Annotated in this window: 17 protein-coding genes; 3 read left to right on the top strand and 14 right to left on the bottom strand. The window is 70.0% G+C overall.

Annotation, left to right across the window (positions count from 1 at the left end; genetic code table 11):
* Positions 1-16 precede the first annotated feature (16 nt).
* The 3 genes from ACZ5UM_RS11800 to ACZ5UM_RS11790 are packed head-to-tail and all read right to left on the bottom strand — an operon-like array spanning position 17 to position 2,982.
* Positions 17-1,009 (bottom strand): SDR family NAD(P)-dependent oxidoreductase, encoded by a 993-nt coding sequence (locus tag ACZ5UM_RS11800; RefSeq protein WP_464844340.1) that lies wholly within the window; start codon positions 1,007-1,009, stop codon positions 17-19.
* 13 nt (positions 1,010-1,022) lie between these two features.
* Positions 1,023-1,937 carry an NAD-dependent epimerase/dehydratase family protein gene (locus tag ACZ5UM_RS11795; RefSeq protein WP_464844339.1) on the bottom strand — a complete coding sequence of 305 codons (915 nt, stop codon included), beginning with the start codon at positions 1,935-1,937 and terminating at the stop codon, positions 1,023-1,025.
* A complete protein-coding gene (locus tag ACZ5UM_RS11790) occupies positions 1,909-2,982 on the bottom strand; it encodes a UDP binding domain-containing protein (protein ID WP_011195498.1) in 1,074 nt (357 codons plus the stop codon). Before ACZ5UM_RS11790 ends, ACZ5UM_RS11795 begins: the two co-directional genes overlap by 29 nt.
* A 219-nt stretch (positions 2,983-3,201) precedes the next feature.
* On the opposite strand from ACZ5UM_RS11790, the gene ACZ5UM_RS11785 reads away from it, so the two are divergent.
* Positions 3,202-4,239, top strand: a complete 1,038-nt coding sequence (locus tag ACZ5UM_RS11785) for a glycosyltransferase family 4 protein (RefSeq protein WP_464844337.1) — start codon at positions 3,202-3,204, stop codon at positions 4,237-4,239.
* Entirely contained in the window at positions 4,236-5,237 is a 1,002-nt protein-coding gene (locus ACZ5UM_RS11780; protein WP_464844336.1) for a glycosyltransferase family 4 protein, read from the top strand. The genes ACZ5UM_RS11785 and ACZ5UM_RS11780 overlap by 4 nt, the downstream gene beginning before the upstream one ends.
* Before the next feature lie 70 nt (positions 5,238-5,307).
* Here the strand turns inward: ACZ5UM_RS11780 and ACZ5UM_RS11775 are convergent, their stop codons facing one another.
* The 6 genes from ACZ5UM_RS11775 to ACZ5UM_RS11750 form a co-directional block, all read right to left on the bottom strand.
* Positions 5,308-6,387 (bottom strand): acyltransferase family protein, encoded by a 1,080-nt coding sequence (locus ACZ5UM_RS11775; RefSeq protein WP_464844335.1) that lies wholly within the window; start codon positions 6,385-6,387, stop codon positions 5,308-5,310.
* A gap of 143 nt (positions 6,388-6,530) precedes the next feature.
* A complete protein-coding gene (locus ACZ5UM_RS11770; RefSeq protein WP_464844333.1) occupies positions 6,531-8,363 on the bottom strand; it encodes a methyltransferase domain-containing protein in 1,833 nt (610 codons plus the stop codon).
* Positions 8,360-10,747 (bottom strand): glycosyltransferase, encoded by a 2,388-nt coding sequence (locus ACZ5UM_RS11765; RefSeq protein ID WP_464844331.1) that lies wholly within the window; start codon positions 10,745-10,747, stop codon positions 8,360-8,362. The genes ACZ5UM_RS11770 and ACZ5UM_RS11765 overlap by 4 nt, the downstream gene beginning before the upstream one ends.
* Positions 10,744-11,475, bottom strand: a complete 732-nt coding sequence (locus ACZ5UM_RS11760) for a glycosyltransferase (protein WP_464844329.1) — start codon at positions 11,473-11,475, stop codon at positions 10,744-10,746. The genes ACZ5UM_RS11765 and ACZ5UM_RS11760 overlap by 4 nt, the downstream gene beginning before the upstream one ends.
* A 172-nt stretch (positions 11,476-11,647) precedes the next feature.
* Positions 11,648-13,432 carry a DAK2 domain-containing protein gene (locus ACZ5UM_RS11755; protein WP_464844328.1) on the bottom strand — a complete coding sequence of 595 codons (1,785 nt, stop codon included), beginning with the start codon at positions 13,430-13,432 and terminating at the stop codon, positions 11,648-11,650.
* 68 nt (positions 13,433-13,500) lie between these two features.
* Complete coding sequence (locus tag ACZ5UM_RS11750) at positions 13,501-13,860, bottom strand: Asp23/Gls24 family envelope stress response protein (protein WP_464844326.1); 360 nt, start codon at positions 13,858-13,860, stop codon at positions 13,501-13,503.
* Positions 13,861-14,036: 176 nt separating this feature from the next.
* Here ACZ5UM_RS11750 and rpmB point away from each other — a divergent pair, with 176 nt between their 5' ends.
* Positions 14,037-14,228, top strand: coding sequence for a 50S ribosomal protein L28 (gene rpmB, locus ACZ5UM_RS11745; RefSeq protein WP_464844325.1), 192 nt, complete (start codon positions 14,037-14,039; stop codon positions 14,226-14,228).
* A 69-nt stretch (positions 14,229-14,297) separates the two neighbouring features.
* Here the strand turns inward: rpmB and hslO are convergent, their stop codons facing one another.
* The 5 genes from hslO to rsgA all read right to left on the bottom strand — a co-directional run bounded on the left by hslO (position 14,298) and on the right by rsgA (position 17,741).
* Complete coding sequence (hslO, locus tag ACZ5UM_RS11740) at positions 14,298-15,203, bottom strand: Hsp33 family molecular chaperone HslO (RefSeq protein ID WP_464844323.1); 906 nt, start codon at positions 15,201-15,203, stop codon at positions 14,298-14,300.
* 254 nt (positions 15,204-15,457) lie between these two features.
* Positions 15,458-15,625 carry a hypothetical protein gene (locus ACZ5UM_RS11735; protein ID WP_464844321.1) on the bottom strand — a complete coding sequence of 56 codons (168 nt, stop codon included), beginning with the start codon at positions 15,623-15,625 and terminating at the stop codon, positions 15,458-15,460.
* A gap of 98 nt (positions 15,626-15,723) precedes the next feature.
* Positions 15,724-16,158 carry a chemotaxis protein CheW gene (locus tag ACZ5UM_RS11730; RefSeq protein ID WP_464844320.1) on the bottom strand — a complete coding sequence of 145 codons (435 nt, stop codon included), beginning with the start codon at positions 16,156-16,158 and terminating at the stop codon, positions 15,724-15,726.
* Positions 16,159-16,176: 18 nt separating this feature from the next.
* A complete protein-coding gene (rpe, locus tag ACZ5UM_RS11725; RefSeq protein ID WP_464844319.1) occupies positions 16,177-16,857 on the bottom strand; it encodes a ribulose-phosphate 3-epimerase in 681 nt (226 codons plus the stop codon).
* A 5-nt stretch (positions 16,858-16,862) separates the two neighbouring features.
* Complete coding sequence (gene rsgA / locus ACZ5UM_RS11720; RefSeq protein ID WP_464844318.1) at positions 16,863-17,741, bottom strand: ribosome small subunit-dependent GTPase A; 879 nt, start codon at positions 17,739-17,741, stop codon at positions 16,863-16,865.
* Positions 17,742-17,749: the final 8 nt, after the last annotated feature.

Here is a 17,749-nt window from a genome sequence, read left to right as displayed (position 1 = left end):
GCTGCACGGTGGTCGGTTACACGATGGTCTGCTTCAGGATCTCCGGTGTGAACCTCTGCTCGATGAACGCCAGGGTCCGCCGCAGCCCCTCCTCCAGCTCCACCTGCGGCCGCCAGCCCAGCCGCTGCTCGGCCAGGGTGCGGTCGCAGAGCAGCCGCGCCACCTCGCTGGCACTGGGCCGCACCCGCTCGGCCGCCTCCACCACCGGCACCCGCCGGCCGGCCAGCCGCATGGCCATCTCGGCCAGCTCTCCCACCGAGATGTCGGCCCCGTAGCCGGCGTTCAGCACCATGCCTTCGATCCCCGGCACGCTGCCCGCGTGCAGGAAGGCCCGGGCCGTGTCGGTCACATAGGTGTAGTCCCGCCGGGGCCAGAGGCTGCCCAGCCGGATCTCCGGGGCCCACAGGGCCTGGGTGAGGATCGTCGGGATGAGGGCACGGGTGGACTGGCGCGGCCCGTAGGCGTTGAAGGGGCGCAGCGTCACCACCGGCAGGTTGTAGGAACAGTAGAAGCTCTCGACCAGCTTGTCGGCGCCGATCTTGCTGGCGGCGTAGGGCGACTGGCCCCGGAGGGGATGCGTCTCCGCGATGGGCACCGTATCGGGTGTGCCGTAGACCTCGCTGGTGGAGGTGTGCACCAGCCGCTCCACACCCAGGTCCCGGCAGGCCGTCAGCACGTTGAGGGTGCCGGAGACGTTCACGTCCACGTAGCTTCTGGGATCCAGGTAGGAGTAGGGGATCGAAATCAGGGCGCCCAGGTGCAGCACCCGATCGACGCCCTTCACCGCCCGGCGCACCGAGTCGGCGTCCCGCAGGTCGCCCCACACCACCTCCACCTCGGCCCGCTCCTGAGGCGGCAGCGCCTCCAGGTTGCCCAGGCGGCCATCGCCGTTGTAGTGCGCCAGCACCCGTACCCGGGCGCCCTCGGCCAGCAGGGCCTGCACCACGTGGCTGCCGATGAAGCCCGTGCCGCCGGTCACCAGGACCTTCTTGCTCTGCCACTCCCCCACGGCCGCTCCCCCCTCACAGCCCGTACTCCCGGCGCAGCCACTCGATGGTCGGCGGAAGGCCCTGCTCCAGGGTCACCTTCGGGTTGTGGTCCAGGTCCCGCATCGCCTTCCGGATGTCGGGCCGCTTGCTCACCGTGTTGTGCTTGTCTTCGGGCAGGTACGTGACCAGCCCCGGGTCGGCGCCGGTGAGCTGCAGGATGAGGTCGCTCAGCTCCCGCACGCTCCGGAAGTCCGTCCCGCCGATGTTGTACACCTCGCCGGGCTTGAAGCGGTCCGCGACCCGGGCCAGCGTCGGGATGAAATCGTCGATATACATGAACGTGCGGTAGTAGCCCTCGTACACGGTCCACGGCCGGCCGGTGAGGGCGCGGTACGCCATCAGGCAGACCACGCTCCGGTAGTTGTGGTAGCGCTCGCCCGGGCCGTAGGCGTTGAAGAAGCGCAGCCGGACCACCGGCACCTCGTAGCGGCGCTCGAAGTTCATGATCTGGATCTCGTTGACCCACTTGGTGAGGGCGTAATCGTTGTGCGGGATGATGGGCTGGCGCAGGGGCAGATCCTCGTCCAGCACCTCGGCCTTCGTCTCGCCGTAGACCTCGGAGGAGCTGGCGAAGATCAGCCTGAAGCCCTTGCGCCGCTGAAACTCCAGGATGTTGCGGGTGCCGATCACGTTGGTACGCCAGAGCGTGTCGTAATACTCCTCGCCGTTGATGCGCCCGAACTCGGCGGCGAGGTGGTACACGTAGTCGTAGGGCTGCTCGAACACCCGCTCCAGCTGCCGCCAGTTGGCCACGTCCGCCCGGAAGTACCGCTCGTCGGCCTCGTGGCGGGTGTCCACCTGCCATACCTCGTGGCCGTTCTGCTCCAGTTGCTGCACCAGCCGGCTCCCCAGGGTCCCCTTACTGCCCGTCACGAGTATCCTGGCCACGCTTCTCCTCCTCTGCTGCTGTGCGAATCGCCAGGGGGCGCTGGTAGATGAGGTCGTACGCCCCGCCGGGATCCCCCCACCGGAAGCCCAGCTCAGTGACCTTCTCCGGCCCGAGGGCCGGGTCGTACACGTAGACCTCCTTGCCGTCGGCCGCAAGCGCCTCCGCGAGCTCCCGCGCCCGGCTGAACCGGGTGTCTGGGAAGCCCGGCTTGAAGGTCAGCCCCATCACCAGCACCCGCCGGTGCGGGCCCGCCAGCCGGCGCAGCCGGGCCCGGTGGGCCTCGTCGGCCGCGACGGCCGCTTCCAGCAGGGGCGACTGCAGGGCCTCCTGCAGGAAGCCCATGTCCTTCGGCAGGCACTCGCCGCCGATGCCGAAGTCCACGTTGAGCAGCTCCACGTTGGGCTTGGTGTTCACGGCCCCGTGGAGCTGGGCCCAATCCAGCCCGTGTTCCAGGCAGTAGCCGAACAGCGCCTCAGCAAACGCGATGTTGAGGTACCGCAGCCCGTTCTCCACGATCTTGGACAGTTCCGCCACCCGCACGTCGTCCACCGGGTACAGCACCGGGACCAGCGGCCGGTAGAAGGCGATGGCCGCATCCCGGCAGGCGGGCGTGACCCCCGCCACCACCCGCGGCGCGTCGAAGACGGTCTCTTCCACGCCGAACAGGATTCGGTGCGGCACGTGTGCCAGGTGAAAGGTCTCCCCGGGCACGTACCCCCGCTCCCGGAACGCCTCGGCCAGCCGGGCGGTCCCCCCGACCGGCAGGGTCGACTCCACCGAGACCAGCGCCCCGGGCTTGGGAGACAGGCTGCGGACGGCGCTCAGGATGTGGCTCATCCCCGGCCCCGTCGAGGTGGTGAGGATCCAGACGTCCGGGGCGCCGGCCTCGTCCGGACCGGCGAAGACGCCGTCCACCCCGGCCGCCGCCAGCGCGGCCCGTCGGTCCGGGTTAATCTCCACGCCGACCGCCTGGACCCCCTTGCGGCGCAGGGAGGTCAGCAGATTGGTTCCGATGTTGCCCACGCCCACGACACAGACCTTCACGGCCAACGGTCACCCCCCTGGCGTCTCGGTCTGCATCAGGGTATGTGCGTCGACATAATAAGGTGACCGGTCGACACACCCCCGCCCGGCCCTCCATACACTGGAGCAGTGCAGACACCGCAGCTTCCGACAACCGCCGAAGGGGCGCCGCAGCCGCGCGCCAAACGCCCGCGCGGCGCCGCGCAGGCGGAAGCAGTTCAGTGACTGGAGGGGTCCGCTGTGCGGGTCGTCATCCCCGTGTTGCACCTCCACCGCGGCGGCGGCTGCCGGGTCATCGCCGAGGCAGCCAACCAGCTGGTCGAGCGGGGTCACGACGTCACCGTGGTCGTGCTCGAGGGCCTCCCCCTTGCCTATCCGCTCAAATCCCGGGTCAAACGGGTCAGCAAGATCACGCCGTCGGTGATCCCGGAGGCCGACGTGATCTTGCCCAACTTCTGGCCGACGGTCAGGCCCGCCGCCGAAAGCGGCAAGGGCCGGGTCGTCCGGTTCAGCACCGGGTTCGAGCCCATGTGGGTGCCCGAGAACAAAGCGGCCCTGGACACGTACCTCCAGGGCTTTCCGGTGATCACACTGGGGCCGCATCTGCGCAGGATCATCCGGGAGGCGACCGGACAGGACTGCTTCATCGCCCAGCCCGGCGTGGACGGCCGCGTCTTCCGTCCGCTGGACGGCGCGCCGAGAGACGATCGGACGGTGTTCTTCATCTACCGGTCGGAGGCGCACGGCTACCACTATAAGGGCAACGGCGACTTCGCGGCGGCCATGGAGCTCGTCCGCCGCCAGATGCCGGACGTGCGGGTGCTGGTGGCTGCCACGGAAGGCGACTCCCCCGGAACCCCGCCGCCCCCCTTTGCCTTTCCCTTCACCGAAATCCGGCCCGAGGACGACCGGGCGATGGCCGAGGCCTACAACCGTGCGGCCGTCTACGTGCTGGCCTCCTGGTTCGAAGCGCTCTCGCTGCCCCCGCTGGAGGCCATGGCCTGCGGCACGCCGGTGGTGCTCACCGACTGCGGCGGCGTGCGCGACTACGCCCGCCCGGGCGAGAACTGCCTGCTCAGCCCGCCGAAGCAGCCCGACCGCCTTGCCGGGTACATCCTGAGCGTGCTCAGGGAGCCTGACCTGCGGTCCCGGCTGGCGGAGGGCGGCCTGCGCACCGCGGCGGTGTGGACGTGGAAGCGCTTCGGCGACCAGCTGGAGGACGCCCTCCGGCAGATCATGCAGGGGCATGTCCAGCCGCAGGAGGCAAGGGACCCGTGAAGATCACCATTCCGGCGTTCAACCTGGAGCTGGGCGGGGGCACGCGCACCCTCGTCCGGGTGGCCGAAGGGCTGGCGGCCTACGGCCACGACGTCGCGTTCCTGATCCCGGAGCGGGGGGGCATCCAGTGGAAGGTCACCGTTCCGGTGATCTCGGTTCCCTGGATCGTCCCCGATGCGTTCCCCAAGTCCGACATCATCCTGACCAACTTCTGGAGCACCGTGCCGCCGGCCTGGGAGAGCGGCGCGGGGCAGGTGGTCCGGTTCAGCCTGGGCTACGAGCCGCTCTGGGTGAAGGACCCCCGGGCGAAGGAGACCTACCTGCTCCCCATCCCCACCCTGGCCATCTCCCAGTGGCTGGCCAGCCGCATCGAAGCCGTGGCCGGCCGGCGACCGCAGGTCATCCACCTCGGCATCGAGCAGGAGACCTTCGTGCCGCCGCCTCCCGACGCCCCGCCCCGGTCGGGCATCCTGTATATCTGGCGGGACAAGACCCTGGGGTACGGCTTCAAGGGCACCGACGACTTCGTCCAGGCCCTGGGCCCGGTCATGCAGCGCTACCCCCGCCTTCCCCTCACCATCGTCACGCCCGTGGCCTGCCGCGTCCATCTGCCGTACCCGCACCGGGTGGTGGTCGCGCCCACGGACGCGGAGCTGGCCGAGCTCTATCAGCAGGCGGCGGTCTTCGTCTCCACCTCCTGGTTCGAGGGCTTCTCCATGCCGCCGTTGGAGGCCATGAGCTGCGGCGCGGCCGTGGTCGCGACCAACTGCGGGGGCATTGGCGAGTACGCCCGGCACCAGGTCAACTGCCTGCTGGTGCCCCCCCGGACCCCGATGGCCCTTGCGCAGGCGATCCTCACTGTCCTGGGCGATCCGGCCCTGCGGCAGCGGCTGGGCGCCGCCGGCGTCGCCACCGCCCGCGACTGGAGCTGGCAGCGCACCTGGAAGGAGATGCACGAAGCGCTCACGGCCATTCACGAGGCGAGCAGAGGGGCCTGACCGGACACGGCCAAAAAAAGCAGGCCATCGAGGCGACAGAGCGCAACGCCCGGCCTCGATGGCTGCGCGTTCAACGAGTTGCCGCCTCGGCGGGGGCTGCGGCAGACCCAGGCGGCGGCGCCAGCCTGGCCTTGCTGCCGTCCACCCCGAGCCGGCCCACCACGTAGGCGCCCCACCGCCAGCGGTTGAGCGCGAAGGTCACCAGCGCCGCCGCGGTCGCGGCCAGCACGAAGAGCAGCAGAATCCCCGCCGGTTTCGGCAGGCCCGGAATCCGCACGACCCACCGGCGGAACAGCTCCAGGAAGAACCAGTGCAGCAGGTAGATCCCGAAAGAGGCCCGGTTGACGAGGTTCAGCACCGAGGGGACCCGCCGGGCCCGTCCCGCCAGCGGGAAGGCGAGGAGGATGACCCCCGCCGCGTACAGCACCACTTCAAATCGTTGCGAGGTCACGTCCGGCAGGAACCCGCTCAGGGCGTTCCAGAGCAGCAGCCCCGCGCCGCCCGCCAGGATCGCCGCCGAGAGCGGCCACCACCGGCGCAGCACCAGCTGAAACTGGTCCCTGTCCCGGCCGGAGTAGTATCCGAGCACGTAATAGAAGAACCAGGCGGGCAGCAGCCGGTACGCGTGGAAGCCGAGGTAGGGGATCGAGACCAGGCCCAGGTTGAGGGCCGCCAGGTACCCGATGTTCACCAGGCCCGCGGCCGGCACGCCCACCCACGCCGGCACCCGCTCCAGGATCGGCCGGAACAGCGGGTGGAACAGGTAGAACTGGAAGACGACCAGCACGAAGTACCCGTGGTACCCGCCCGCGACGTTGTACCGGATCCGGTCCACCAGGGGCGCCCCCCACTGGTAGTGCTGCCAGAAGGCGTAACCGACGGCGAAAACCAGGTAGGGCAGGATCAGGTACTTCACCCGCAGCCAGAGCGTCTCGAAGTACGGGCGCTGCGACTTGGAATAGCCGATCAGGAACGCGGACATGTAGGCGAACGTGGGCGTCGCGAACAGCAGCAGCAGCCGGGCGGTGTTGAGGCCGCGGTTCACCTCGGGGTCCCCGATCAGCATCGTGATCGAGTGCATCAGGACCACGGCCAGACACGACAGGGCCCGTATGATGATCAGCTCAGGAACGATGACTTTCTGCTTCACGAGGTCCTCCTGCACTAGCTCCCACCAATTCCCTCCGGAAGACGAACCCCCTGGCAGGACTTCCCCGCGGCCTGCCAGGGGGTGCCCTATCTCCATTCGACCCCGCGCCCCGCGGCTCCTGCCTGAACCGCTGACGCCCACGCTCACCAGTGGGGGCGGCTGCCGCTCACCAGGGCGAACGTGAAGTCGACCAGGACGTCGTCCTCCGTAATGGTGGTGCGGTAGGCCCGCTGCACCGCCGGCGGCGTCGTCCGGTGCATCTCCAGCAGCCGGGCCTTCAGCGCATCCGACAGGTCCGACCGCTCCAGCCAGCCCCGCACGCTCACCTGGGGCATCACATACCGCCGGAACCGGATGTCGACGAATCCGGCCCGCTCCAGCAGCTGGATCAGGTGCTCCGGCAGCAGCACCAGCCGCTCCTCCTTCAGGGAGAAGACCTCGGTGAAGTGGGCCACCGATTCCGGCGAAGGCGGAATGCCCTCTCCGATCACCAGCCGTCCGCCCGGGCGCAGCACCCGGTACAGTTCCCGCATCACCTGGTCGAGCCCCTGGGTCACGTGGTGCAGCACGGAGCGGGCCAGCACCCGGTCAAAGGACCGGTCCGGCAGGGGCACGGCCCGCAGGTCGGCGTGCACCAGGCGGAGCCCCGGCACCTTCCGCCGCGCCTGGACCAGCATCTCCTCCGAGTTGTCGAGCCCGACGTACCGCGCCACCCGCGGCGCCCCGGCGGCCGCCACCTGGCCGGTGCCGACCCCCGCCTCGAGCACATGGTGCTCCGGCCTGAGCTCGGCAAAGGAGAGAAAAGCGGACAGATAATCCGGGTTGGACGCCCACTGCTGCTGGTCGTACTCCGCGGCGCGGCGCTGCGAGAACTCGTTGAAAACCGGCGGCGTCCGTCCGGCCCGCCCGGCCGGCACCGGCAGCCCGGCGGCGCGCACGATCAGCCGGAAGCCGTCGTGGAAGTGGATGTCGGAGCGCTGCCCCCGGTAGACCCCCGGCCCCCGCAGCGCGTAGAAGCCCTGGTAGTTGTGCGTCCCGCTGTAGATGCCCCCGTTCTGCCCCTCCAGCACCGCCAGGTCGGGCGAGAGCAGCCGGTGCCGCGTCTGCCGGTACTCCCAGACCATCTCCGCCATCACCGGGTTCGGGGGCTCCCGGGTGAGCAGGTGACCGATGGGCAGCATGCCGTGGTCGGAGATGAACAGGACGGTCTCGGGCTGCAGCCGCGCGATCAGGCGGCCGAAGATGCGGTCGAGCTCGGCGTAGGCCCGGACCATGGTGCGCGGCGGCTGCTCGTGCATCAGGAAGTGGCCGGCGTAGTCCGCCTCCAGGAAGTAGACCCAGAGCACATCCACCGGGCGCCGCTCGTACAGGCGGAAAACCAGGTCCGCGTACCGCTCCAGGTGCGGCCGCAGCAGCTCCGGCATGTTGGTCCAGTAGCCCCGGGCCAGGATCTCCCTCAGTTCCCGGTCCGACAGCTCGGCAAAGGGTTTGGTGATTCCCAGATCCCTCAGCTTCGGGGGCTTCGGGATGCCGGCGACGTACTCCCGGTCGATCAGCGCGCGCAGCTCTGGCGGGTGCACGGACCGGTCAGTCTGGCTGTGAGGCGGGCGGGGAACGCCGGAGACGAAGAACCCGTTTACCTGGGGGGCAGGGAAGGTGTAGAGGGACTCCACGAAGCCGACGCTCAGCCCCCAGCGGTTGAGCCAGTCCCACAGGAACAGGTCCGTGTTCACCCTGGTGAGGTCGGCCGGCTCCTTGGACTTGGAGAGGCGCACGGCCTGGATGCCGTGCACCTCGGGGGGCAGGCCCGTGTAATAGGTGGTCCAGACGTCGCCGGAGCGGGTGAGCGAGTCGATGATGCCGTAGCTGCCCTCCCGGCACAGCCGGTCCAGCGTGGGCAGCCGCCGTCGGTGGGCCAGGATCAGGTGGGGATCGGCGGCATCGCACGCCAGCACGAGCAGTCTGGGCGCCCTCATGGCTTCGCCTCCCTCCGTCGCTCGGCAAAGGCCGCCTGCACGGCGGCCTCCGCCGCGTCCACGAACGCATCCCAGGTCCGGGTGCGGACCATCTGCAGGGCGGCGTCGGCGAAGCCCCTGGCACGGTTCCGGTCCCGCAGGGCCGCCAGCACCAGGTCGCCCAGCATCTTGGGATGGTTGGGAAGGCCCATGAAGCAGTTGATCCCCGGGGTGGCGTACTCCCGGATGCCGCCCGCGTCGGTGGCCACCACCGGCGTGCCGCAGGCCATGGCCTCCAGCACGCCGAGCTGCGCGCCGTCGCTGACGGAGGCGGTGACGAACACGTCCAGGCTGCGGTAGAACCGGGCGATCTCCTCGTCGGTGTGCGCCTCCACCACCTCCACCGGGATCGGCGCGTCCACCGGCAGCCCGTCGGGGTTGAGCAGGCACACCTGCACGTCCCGCTCCGCGTGCAGCACCCGCTGCATGGCGGTGAAGAAGCAGTCCGCACCCTTGAAGCCGTAGCCCAGGGCCGGGCTGCGGTAGATGAATCCGACCCGCCTCGGGCCCCCGGCGGGCCGCGCCCCCGGCTTGAAGACCGCCGTGTCGACCCCCGGCGGCACCGGGTGGCACGGCCGGCCGCTCTGCTGCTGCACCCGGGCCGCCACCGGCGCGGCGGTGGCCATGGAGCGGTAGGGCAGGCTGACGACGTGAAGGGCGGTGCGCGCGTCGTAGGCGACGTCCGGCTCGAAGCGGAAGTGCAGCGGAACGGTCACGTGGGAGGAGCGGCCCAGAGCCTTGGGAATCAGCCCCAAAGCCGCGGGGATGATCACGTCCGCCTGAGGGAACTTGTGCGGCTCGAAGGCGGGCATGCGGTGGATGGGCACCCTGACCGGATAGGCGACCGGCTGGCCTTCCAGCATGAGGAGGAACGTCTCATGCCCCCGGCGGGCCAGCCCCTCGGCCAGGCGGGCGACCGTGCGCCCGCGCCCGCCCTTGTGGATCCCGTAGGTGAGAATGCCGATGCGCAAGGGCCGCACCCCCTTCGTCGTGACGGTTGGTGTGGTCCCCGGGGCTCTTGCGGCACGGGGAGCCTGGGACGTGCCGGGGCCCGGGGCCGGAGCACTGGCGGGACCCGGGACCGGGACCGTGCCGGGGCCCGGGGTCGGAGCACTGGCGGGATCTGTAGCCGGGGAACCGGCGGGGCCTGGGACCGGGGCACTGCCCGGACCCGGGGCCGGGGAACTGGCGGAACCCGCGGCTGGGGCACTGCCAGGACCCGGGGCCGGAGCCGGCTCGGGAAACAGCGGGCCGCGGTAGGCCCGGCGCCCCGGGGGAACCGGGAGCCCGAGCACGCGCAGCAAGAGGCCGAAGAGGTCGTGGAAGTGCACGTCGGCCCTGACGCCGGACCTCACCCGGGGCGAGCGCACGGCGTAGAACGCCCGGTCCCGGTGGGTGCCCGTGCAGAGGCCCTGGTTGTAGCCCTGCACCACGGCGAGGTTGGGGCGGAGCAGCCGGGTCCCGGCGACCCGGTACTCCTCGGCCAGGTTCCGCATGAGCGGGGTGGACTGTGGCTGCGTCAGCAGCCGGGCGATCGGCGTCATGCCGTGGTCGGAGAGCAGCAGCACCGCCTCCGCGCCGGTCCGCTGGGCGAGGCGGGCGAACCCCCGGTCCATCTCGGCGTACACCTGCACCAGCGCCTCGGGCGGGTCGTCGTTGAACAGGAAATGGCCCAGCACATCGGTCTCCATGAAGTAGACCCAGAGCACGTCGCACGGGACCTTCGTCCACAGCCGCTCGACCAGGTCCAGGTACCAGTTCAGGTGCGGCCGGAGCAGGGCCGGCGCGTCGGCGAAGTACCCGTCCAGGAGCTTCAGCAGTTCGGCGTCCGTCAGCCCGGAGAAGGGCTTCTCAACGCCCAGGTCCTTCAGGGAAGGCGGCTTGGGCAGGCTGGCCATATACTCCCGGTCGATGAGCGGCTTCAGCGCCGGCGGCCAGACGGCCCGGTCGGTCTGCGCCAGGGTGGGCCGCGGCGAGCCCGAGACGAAGAAGCCCTTCACCTGCGGGGCGGGATAGGCGTGCAGGGGCTCCACGAAGCCCACGGTGAGGCCGTGGCGGTTCAGCCAGTCCCACAGGAACAGGTCGGTCTTGACCGCGGTCAGGTCGGCGGGCTGCTTCGCCAGCGCCAGCCGGCTGAATTGGACGCCGTGCTTCTCCGGGGGCAGCCCGGTGTAGTGGGTGGTCCAGATGTCGCAGGAGTGCACCGCCGACTCCACCACCCCGTAGCCCCCGCCCTGACAGAGGCTTCGGATGAAGGGCAGCCGGTGCAGGTTGTGCAGGATCACGTCGGGATCGAGCCCGTCACAGGCCAGTACCAGCAGGCGCGGGTTCCTCCGCTGCGTCACTGGGTTCCCCCTCCCCCGCCGGGCGGTTGCCCGCCCAGGAAAGCCCGCGCCTTCGCCAGCACGCGGTCGTTGTAGGCCAGGGCGTCGGGGCGGGCGCTCAGGTTCTCGCCATGCCAGCGGTAGCGCAGGAGCGGCTCGGCCACGTGGCCGAAGCGGTAGTCCCGGGCGAGCCGCAGCCACATGTCCCAGTCGTGGGCCTGGGGCAGCGACTCGTCGAAGAGGCCCGCCCGCAGGTAGACCTCCCGGCGGACCAGGGTCGTGGAGCCGTTGATCACGCACCCGCGCAGCAGCTTCTCGACCTGGTCGGCCCGGGAACGGAAGGTGGGCGAGGCCAGGTGCGAGACCGTCTTCCCCCGGGCGTCCACCACGAACCAGTTGGTGTAGATGAGCGCGCATTCGGGGTGGGCGTCCGCGTACGCCATCTGCTTCGCCAGCTTCTCGGGCAGGAAGGCGTCGTCCGCGCTCAGCCAGGCGATCCACTCGCCCCGCGCCTGCCGGATTCCCTCGTTCAGGGCCGACGGGGTCCCGCCGTTGCGCTTGCGGATGGTGCGGATGGCCCTGCCGTACCGCTCCAGCAGGAAAGGCGTCCGGTCGGTGGAGCCGTCGTCCACCACCAGCACCTCCAGGTCGCTGTAGGTCTGGTTCAGGGCGCTCTCCACCGCCTCGGCCAGGTAGCGGGCGGCGTTGTAGGCGGGAATCACCACCGTGACCTTGGGGTCCTCGGACACCGCTCACCCCTCCCCTCCGCGCAGACGCAGTGCTCCATCACACTATGTAAACTGGGGCCGGAGTGCCACCGCGCGCAAAGGCTGACCCGGCGGAGCCTGCTGCTCCGCCGGGTCAGCCTGGCACGGCAGGTGCGTGAAGCGCGCGTGCGCCGGCCGGCGCACCTGCCTCATCTTATTCGAGTGAGAACACGTAGTGGTAGAGCGGCTGGCCGCCGTACTGCATCTCCACCTCGTGGTCGGGGAACCGCTCCCGGAGTTGCTCGGCCACGGCCTCGGCCCGCTCCGCGTCGATCCCGTTGCCGTAGTAGACGGCGATCACCTCGCCGCCGGTCTCGGCCACCATCGCGTCCAGCAGGGCGGTCAGCACCGCCTCCGGCTCCTTCCCCACCTCGCGGATCTTGCCGTTCCACAGGCCGAGGATGTCGCCCTCCCGGATCTCCAGGTCCTCGTACACCGTGTCGCGGACGGCGTAGGTGACCTCGCCGGTCTGCACCCCGGCGATGGCCTGCTTCATGCTGCTGAACAGCCGCTCGCCGTCCTCCTCGTCGGGCATCCACGCCACCATCGCCGAGATCCCCTCAGGGACCGACCGGGTGGGCACGACGTAGACCTTCTTCTCGGTCAGCGCCACCACCTGTTCGGCCGCCAGGATGATGTTCTTGTTGTTGGGCAGCAGGAACACCTGGCGGCTCGGGCAGCGCTCCACGGCGTCCAGCAGGTCCTGGGTGGACGGGTTCATGGTCTGCCCGCCCTCGATGACCTGGCTCACCCCCAGGGAGCGGAAGATCTCGGCCATCCCCTCCCCCGCGGCCACGGCGACCACGGCCGTGGGCTGCTCCTCCTGCGGGCCGGGGGCGTCGGCGTGTGCGGCGCCCGCGGGGTTGCCCGCCTGTGCGGAGCCCCCGGGGTGGTCCGCCGCGCCCGCCAGCCCGGTCGAGGCGACGCCCGCCGGCGCGGGCTGGGCGTGGCGCAGCAGGTCCTCGTGCTGCTCCCGCATGTTGTGGATGACGATGTCGATCAGGTCGCCGTACTGAATCGCCAGCGACAGCACCGGGCCGGGATTGGAGGCGTGGACGTGCACTTTCGCCAGGTCCTCGCTGCCGACCACGTAGATCGAGTCGCCCCACTGCTCCAGCTCCCGGGCGATGTGGTCCATCGGGATCGGCGGGCCGTCCTTGTACCGCCGGATGAAGAACTCGCAGTCGTACGGGAACCGGATGTCGGAGATCTCCTCATCGACCTTGAAGGCCACCTGCGAGGCAGGCGAGACGTCGTGCCGGGCACGGGCCGGCTCCTCGTCCGGCCGGACCTCCGTCGGAACCGTCGGCACGTCGGAGGCCTCGCCGGAGAGCGCCTCGTAGTACCCGTGGTAGATGACGGTCAGCCCCTTGCCGCCCGAGTCGACGACGCCGGCCTTCTTCAGCACCGGCAGGAGCTCAGGCGTTTTCGCCAGGGCCGCCTCGGCGGCCTCCACCGCGGCCCGCATCACGGCCGCCGCGGACCGGTCCTTGCGGCTCGCCTGCTGCGCGGCTGCGGCGGCCTCCCGGGCGACGGTGAGAATCGTGCCCTCGACGGGCTTCATCACCGCCTTGTAGGCGGTGTCGACGCCCTCCTGCAGGGCCCGGGCCAGGTCGCGGCCGTCGATGGACACCTTGCCGTCGAGGTACTTGGCAAAACCGCGGAAGAGCTGTGACAGAATGACCCCCGAGTTACCCCGGGCACCCATCAGGGAGCCCTGGGCCAGGGCGGCGGCCACCTCGCCCACCGTGCGGTCGCCCGCCCGCTCCACCTCCCGGTTGGCCGAGGTGAGGGTCATCGACATGTTGGTGCCCGTGTCGCCGTCCGGTACGGGGAAGACGTTCAAGGCGTTTACCGCGTCCTTCTCGGCGTCGAGCCTGGCAGCTGCGCGGAGGATCATCTGTTTCAACGCCTTGCCGTCAATGGTCTGAATGCTCAACGATGAGTGCCTCCTCATCCGATCCCGCTGCCGCAGCGGGGCGGGTAATATGGACCTGCGGCGCCGGCTCAGGCTTGCCCAAGCTTGACGCCGCGGACATGGATGTGGACAGCCCGCACCTTCAGACCCGTGTAACTCTCTACGACGTAGCGCACCTTGTCGGTGACGTTCCGCCCGATCTCCGAGATGCGGGTGCCATACCCTACAACGATATAAAGATCGATCTCCACCGAATCGCCGTCGACTTCCACGGAAACGCCCCGGGCCAGGTTCTCACGGCCGAGGAGCTCCGAGATGCCGTCCTGGATGCGGGAGGAGGCCATGCCCACGATGCCGTAGCACTCGGTGGTCGCGATGCCGGCCAGGGTCGCAATGACGTCGTTGGAGACGTAGATGCGCCCCCGTTCGGTGATCAGCTCCTTTCCCACCGGGGCACCCCCCCTTCCAGCGGCGATATGTTCTTCCTGGGACGGCCGAATTCCTGCTGCACCCTCCGATTTGGCCGCCGCTCCCGCACTTGTCATGTCTGTACTCGTTGTGTTATGATATGGATCGTGCTTTGAACGAGGTAAGCGCGAGCTCCGCCTTGAGGAGGTGTCAGGCCTTGGCTCGTCGGTGCGAGGTTTGCAACAAGGGCGTGTCGCACGGCCACAACGTCAGCCACGCTGAGAACAAGACCAAGCGGACCTGGTCGCCCAACGTCCAGACCGTCCGGGCGGTGGTGAACGGCCGCGTCAAGCGCATCACCGTCTGCACCCGCTGCCTGCGCAGCGGCAAGGTTCAGCGGGCGATCTAATCTGTCCTGATGGCCAGCAAACCCGGCCGCAGCCTGCGGCCGGGTTTTCGCCATTGCGGCCGGGGCCCGCTACTGTTTCTCCTGCATGCCCGCTCTCACCTGGCGGACCTCCGCCTCGGAGAAGCGGTAGATCTCGTTGCAGAAGTGGCATGTGAGCTCCGCCCCGCGGTCCTCGTCGATCAGCGCGTCCAGCTCGCTTTCGTCGAGCAGGGCGATGGCGCCCAGGGCCCGCTCCCGGCTGCACCGGCACCTGAAGCGCAGGTCGCGCCGCTCGAGGATCTGGTAGTCGATCCCCTGCAGGACCGCGGCCAGGATTTGCTCCGGCGTCATCCCCTGCTCCACCGCCAGGCTGACGGAGCCGAGCTTGCCCAGGTTCTCCTCCAGCCGGTCCCGGTCGGCGTCCGGCGTGGCCGGCATGAGCTGCAGCATGTAACCGCCCGCGGCCACCACTGCGCCGCCCGGCCCGACCCGCACGCCCAGGCCCACGGCGGAGGGCGTCTGCTCCGAGCGGGTCAGGTAGTAGGCCAGATCCTCGGCGATCTCGCCGGAGACCAGCTCGGCCGAGCCGGTGTAGATGCCCTGCAGCGCGAGCTGCCGCGTGACGTAGAGCATGCCCCGGCCCACGGCCGCGCCCACGTTCAGTTTGCCCGGGGAGGCGGGCTCCAGGTCCACGTGGGGCTCGTTCACGTAGCCCCGCACGTTCCCCTGCTCGTCCGCGTCGCAGATGATGCCCCGCAGGGGGCCGTCGCCCGCCACCCGCAGGGTCAGGGACTCGTTGGGATCCTTCAGTGTCGCAGCCAGCAGCGCGGTGCCGGTCAGCGCGCGGCCCAGGGCGGCAGTCGCGGTGGGCCAGGTGTCGTGGCGGTGCCGGGCCTCCTCCGCCAGCGCCGTGGTCACCGCCGCGAACGCGCGCACGTTCCCGCCGGCGCCGATCGCCCGTACCAGGTAGTCGGCCATGATCGCTTCGACCTCCAAGCGGCAAGTCTTCCCTATTATAGCCAAGCGTTCACCCCGGCGGCAATCGACCGCCGGGGTGCCCCTGCCGTTGCGGACCGGTGCGGCCGGCTTGCGGGCTGCAGGCGGGCCCGGTGCGGCTTACGCGGCGTCCCTGCCTTCCCCCCGCTTGCCGGAAAACATCTTCATGATAGCCATCAACATTCGCCCCAAGGGTCGCGGCAGTCGGATGACGGTGATGCGCACACAGGTGCCCCCCTTCCCAGTCCCATGGCTCACCGGCCAATCAACGTGTAGCCGACGTAGGCGATCAGTCCGCCGATCACCGCGGCGTATACGAAGCCGGGCACGGCCGTGAGCACGATCGACACGCCCGCGAGGATCAGGAAGAACCCCACCAGCGCCCTGCGCGGCGGCCTCCGCCTGCCCAGCCTCAACCGCACGGCGACCCCTCCCCGTCCCGGCGAACCCGTTCTTCCCCCAACATACGTAGGCAGGGGGGAAAACTTGCCTCCGGAAACGGGGGGACCGGGGCAGGAAGTCAGGCCACGGCGATGGAGAGCATCCGGGCCAGGTCGATCAGCACCACCAGCTTCTCGCCCATCCGGGCCACGCCGTACACGTAGTCCTGCCCGGCCACCGTCAGGCTGTCGTCCGGCTGGCTGATGGCCTCCTGTTCGATGGTCGCCACCTGCTCCACCCCGTCCACCACCAGGGCGGCGGTCAGGCTGCCAACGGTCAGGATCATGATGCGGCTGTCGCCGTCCGGGGGCCGCACGGGCAGCCCCAGCCGCTTGCGCATGTCGATGACCGGCATGACCTCACCCCGCAGGTCGATCACGCCCTCCACGTAGTGGGGGGTGTTGGGGAGGCGCGTGACCGGCGTGAGGTAGCTCACCTCGCGCACGACCGCAATATCTGCACCGTACCACTGATCATCCAGGCGAAAGATCACGTACTGGCCAGATGCCGCCATGCTGCCACCTCCTTGGCATCAACCGGGGCTGTGCGCACCACGCAGGGCCGCGATGGCCGCCGCGTAGTCTTCCCTGCCGAACACCGCCGTCCCCGCGACCAGCACGGTGGCGCCCGCCTCCACGCACCGGGGGGCCGTGTGCGGGTCGACGCCGCCGTCCACCTGGATCTCGACCCGGTCGGCGAGGCCGGCCTCCTCCAGCATGGCCCTCGCCTGGCGGATCTTGGGCAGGCACGCCTCGATGAAGCGCTGGCCGCCAAAGCCGGGGTTGACGGTCATGATCAGGATCAGGTCCACCATGTCCAGCACGTGGGCCAGCACCGCCACGGGTGTGTGCGGGTTCAGCGCGACGCCGGCCTTCACGCCGGCCTCCCGGATCTGGCCCAGCACCCGGTGCAGGTGGTCGCAGGCCTCCGCGTGCACCGTGATCAGGTCGGCCCCCGCCTTCACGAAGTCCGCCACGTAGCGCTCGGGCTGGCGGATCATCAGGTGCGCGTCGAAGAACAGCTTCGACCGGGGCCGGAGTCTGGCAATCACCGGCGGACCGAAGGTCAGGTTCGGCACGAAATGGCCGTCCATCACGTCCAGGTGGGCCCAGTCCGCCCCCGCCTCCTCGATGGCGGCCAGCTCCGCCCCCAGCGCGGCGAAGTCGGCGGAGAGCAGCGACGGGGCCACCTTCACCCGTGCAGGATCTCGCAAGACCACTACCACCTTTTCATGGCTTCTACTTCTTCGAGGAACGCCAGGTAATTCGCATGGCGGCTCCCGGGAATCTCCCCGGCCTCCACCGCCGCCCGCACCGCACAGTCGGGCTCCTTCCGGTGCAGGCAGTCGCTGTACCGGCAGTCCCCCTGGCGCCGGACGAACTCCGGGAAGTAGTCCCTGAGCGTCCACTTGTCGATGTCCTGGAACTCCAGGTAGGTGAAACCCGGCGCGTCGGCCAGCAGGCCGCCGCCCGTCAGGGGGATCAGCTCCACGTGGCGCGTGGTGTGCCGCCCCTTCCGGGACTTGGCGGATATCGCCCCCACCCGCACGTCTTCCCGGTGGGGCTCCAGGGCCCGCACCAGGCGGGACTTGCCCACGCCGGAGTGACCGGCCAGGACCGACGTCCGGCCCGCCAGGTGGCGCCGGAGCTCGTCCAGCCCCAGCCCCTCGGCGGCCGAGATCGGCAGCACCCGGTAGCCCACCAGGTCGCGGTAGGCGCGCACGAAGGCGCTGACTTCCGCTTCCTCCACCAGGTCGATCTTGTTGAGCAGGATCAGCGGCTCCACCCCCGCCTGCTCCACGTGAACCAGCACCCGGTCGAGGAAGAGGTAGTCGGCCTCGGGCTCGACGAGGGTGAAGACCACCAGGCACTGGTCCACGTTGGCCACCGGCGGCCGCTCCAGGCAGTTGCGGCGGGGCAGCACCTTCTCGATGCGCCCCTCCCCGTCGGGCGCCAGCGTGACCTCCACCTCGTCGCCGGCCAGCACCTGCAGCCGGTCCAGCCGGAACTTGCCCCGGGGGCGGCACTCCACCTCACGGCCGTCCACCAGCACGTAGTAGATGTTCGAATGCGATCGGATCACCTGACCTACTGGCACACTTCGAC

It is taken from the genome of Symbiobacterium ostreiconchae, from assembly GCF_055396975.1.
This window is presented reverse-complemented; position numbering and strand designations above follow the sequence as displayed.

Coding starts and splice junctions, on each gene's coding strand:
- ACZ5UM_RS11770 (WP_464844333.1), bottom strand. CDS start 8,363: ATGAGGGCGCCCAGACTGCTCGTGCTGGCGTGCGATGCCGCCGATCCC.
- ACZ5UM_RS11730 (WP_464844320.1), bottom strand. CDS start 16,158: ATGGCGGCATCTGGCCAGTACGTGATCTTTCGCCTGGATGATCAGTGG.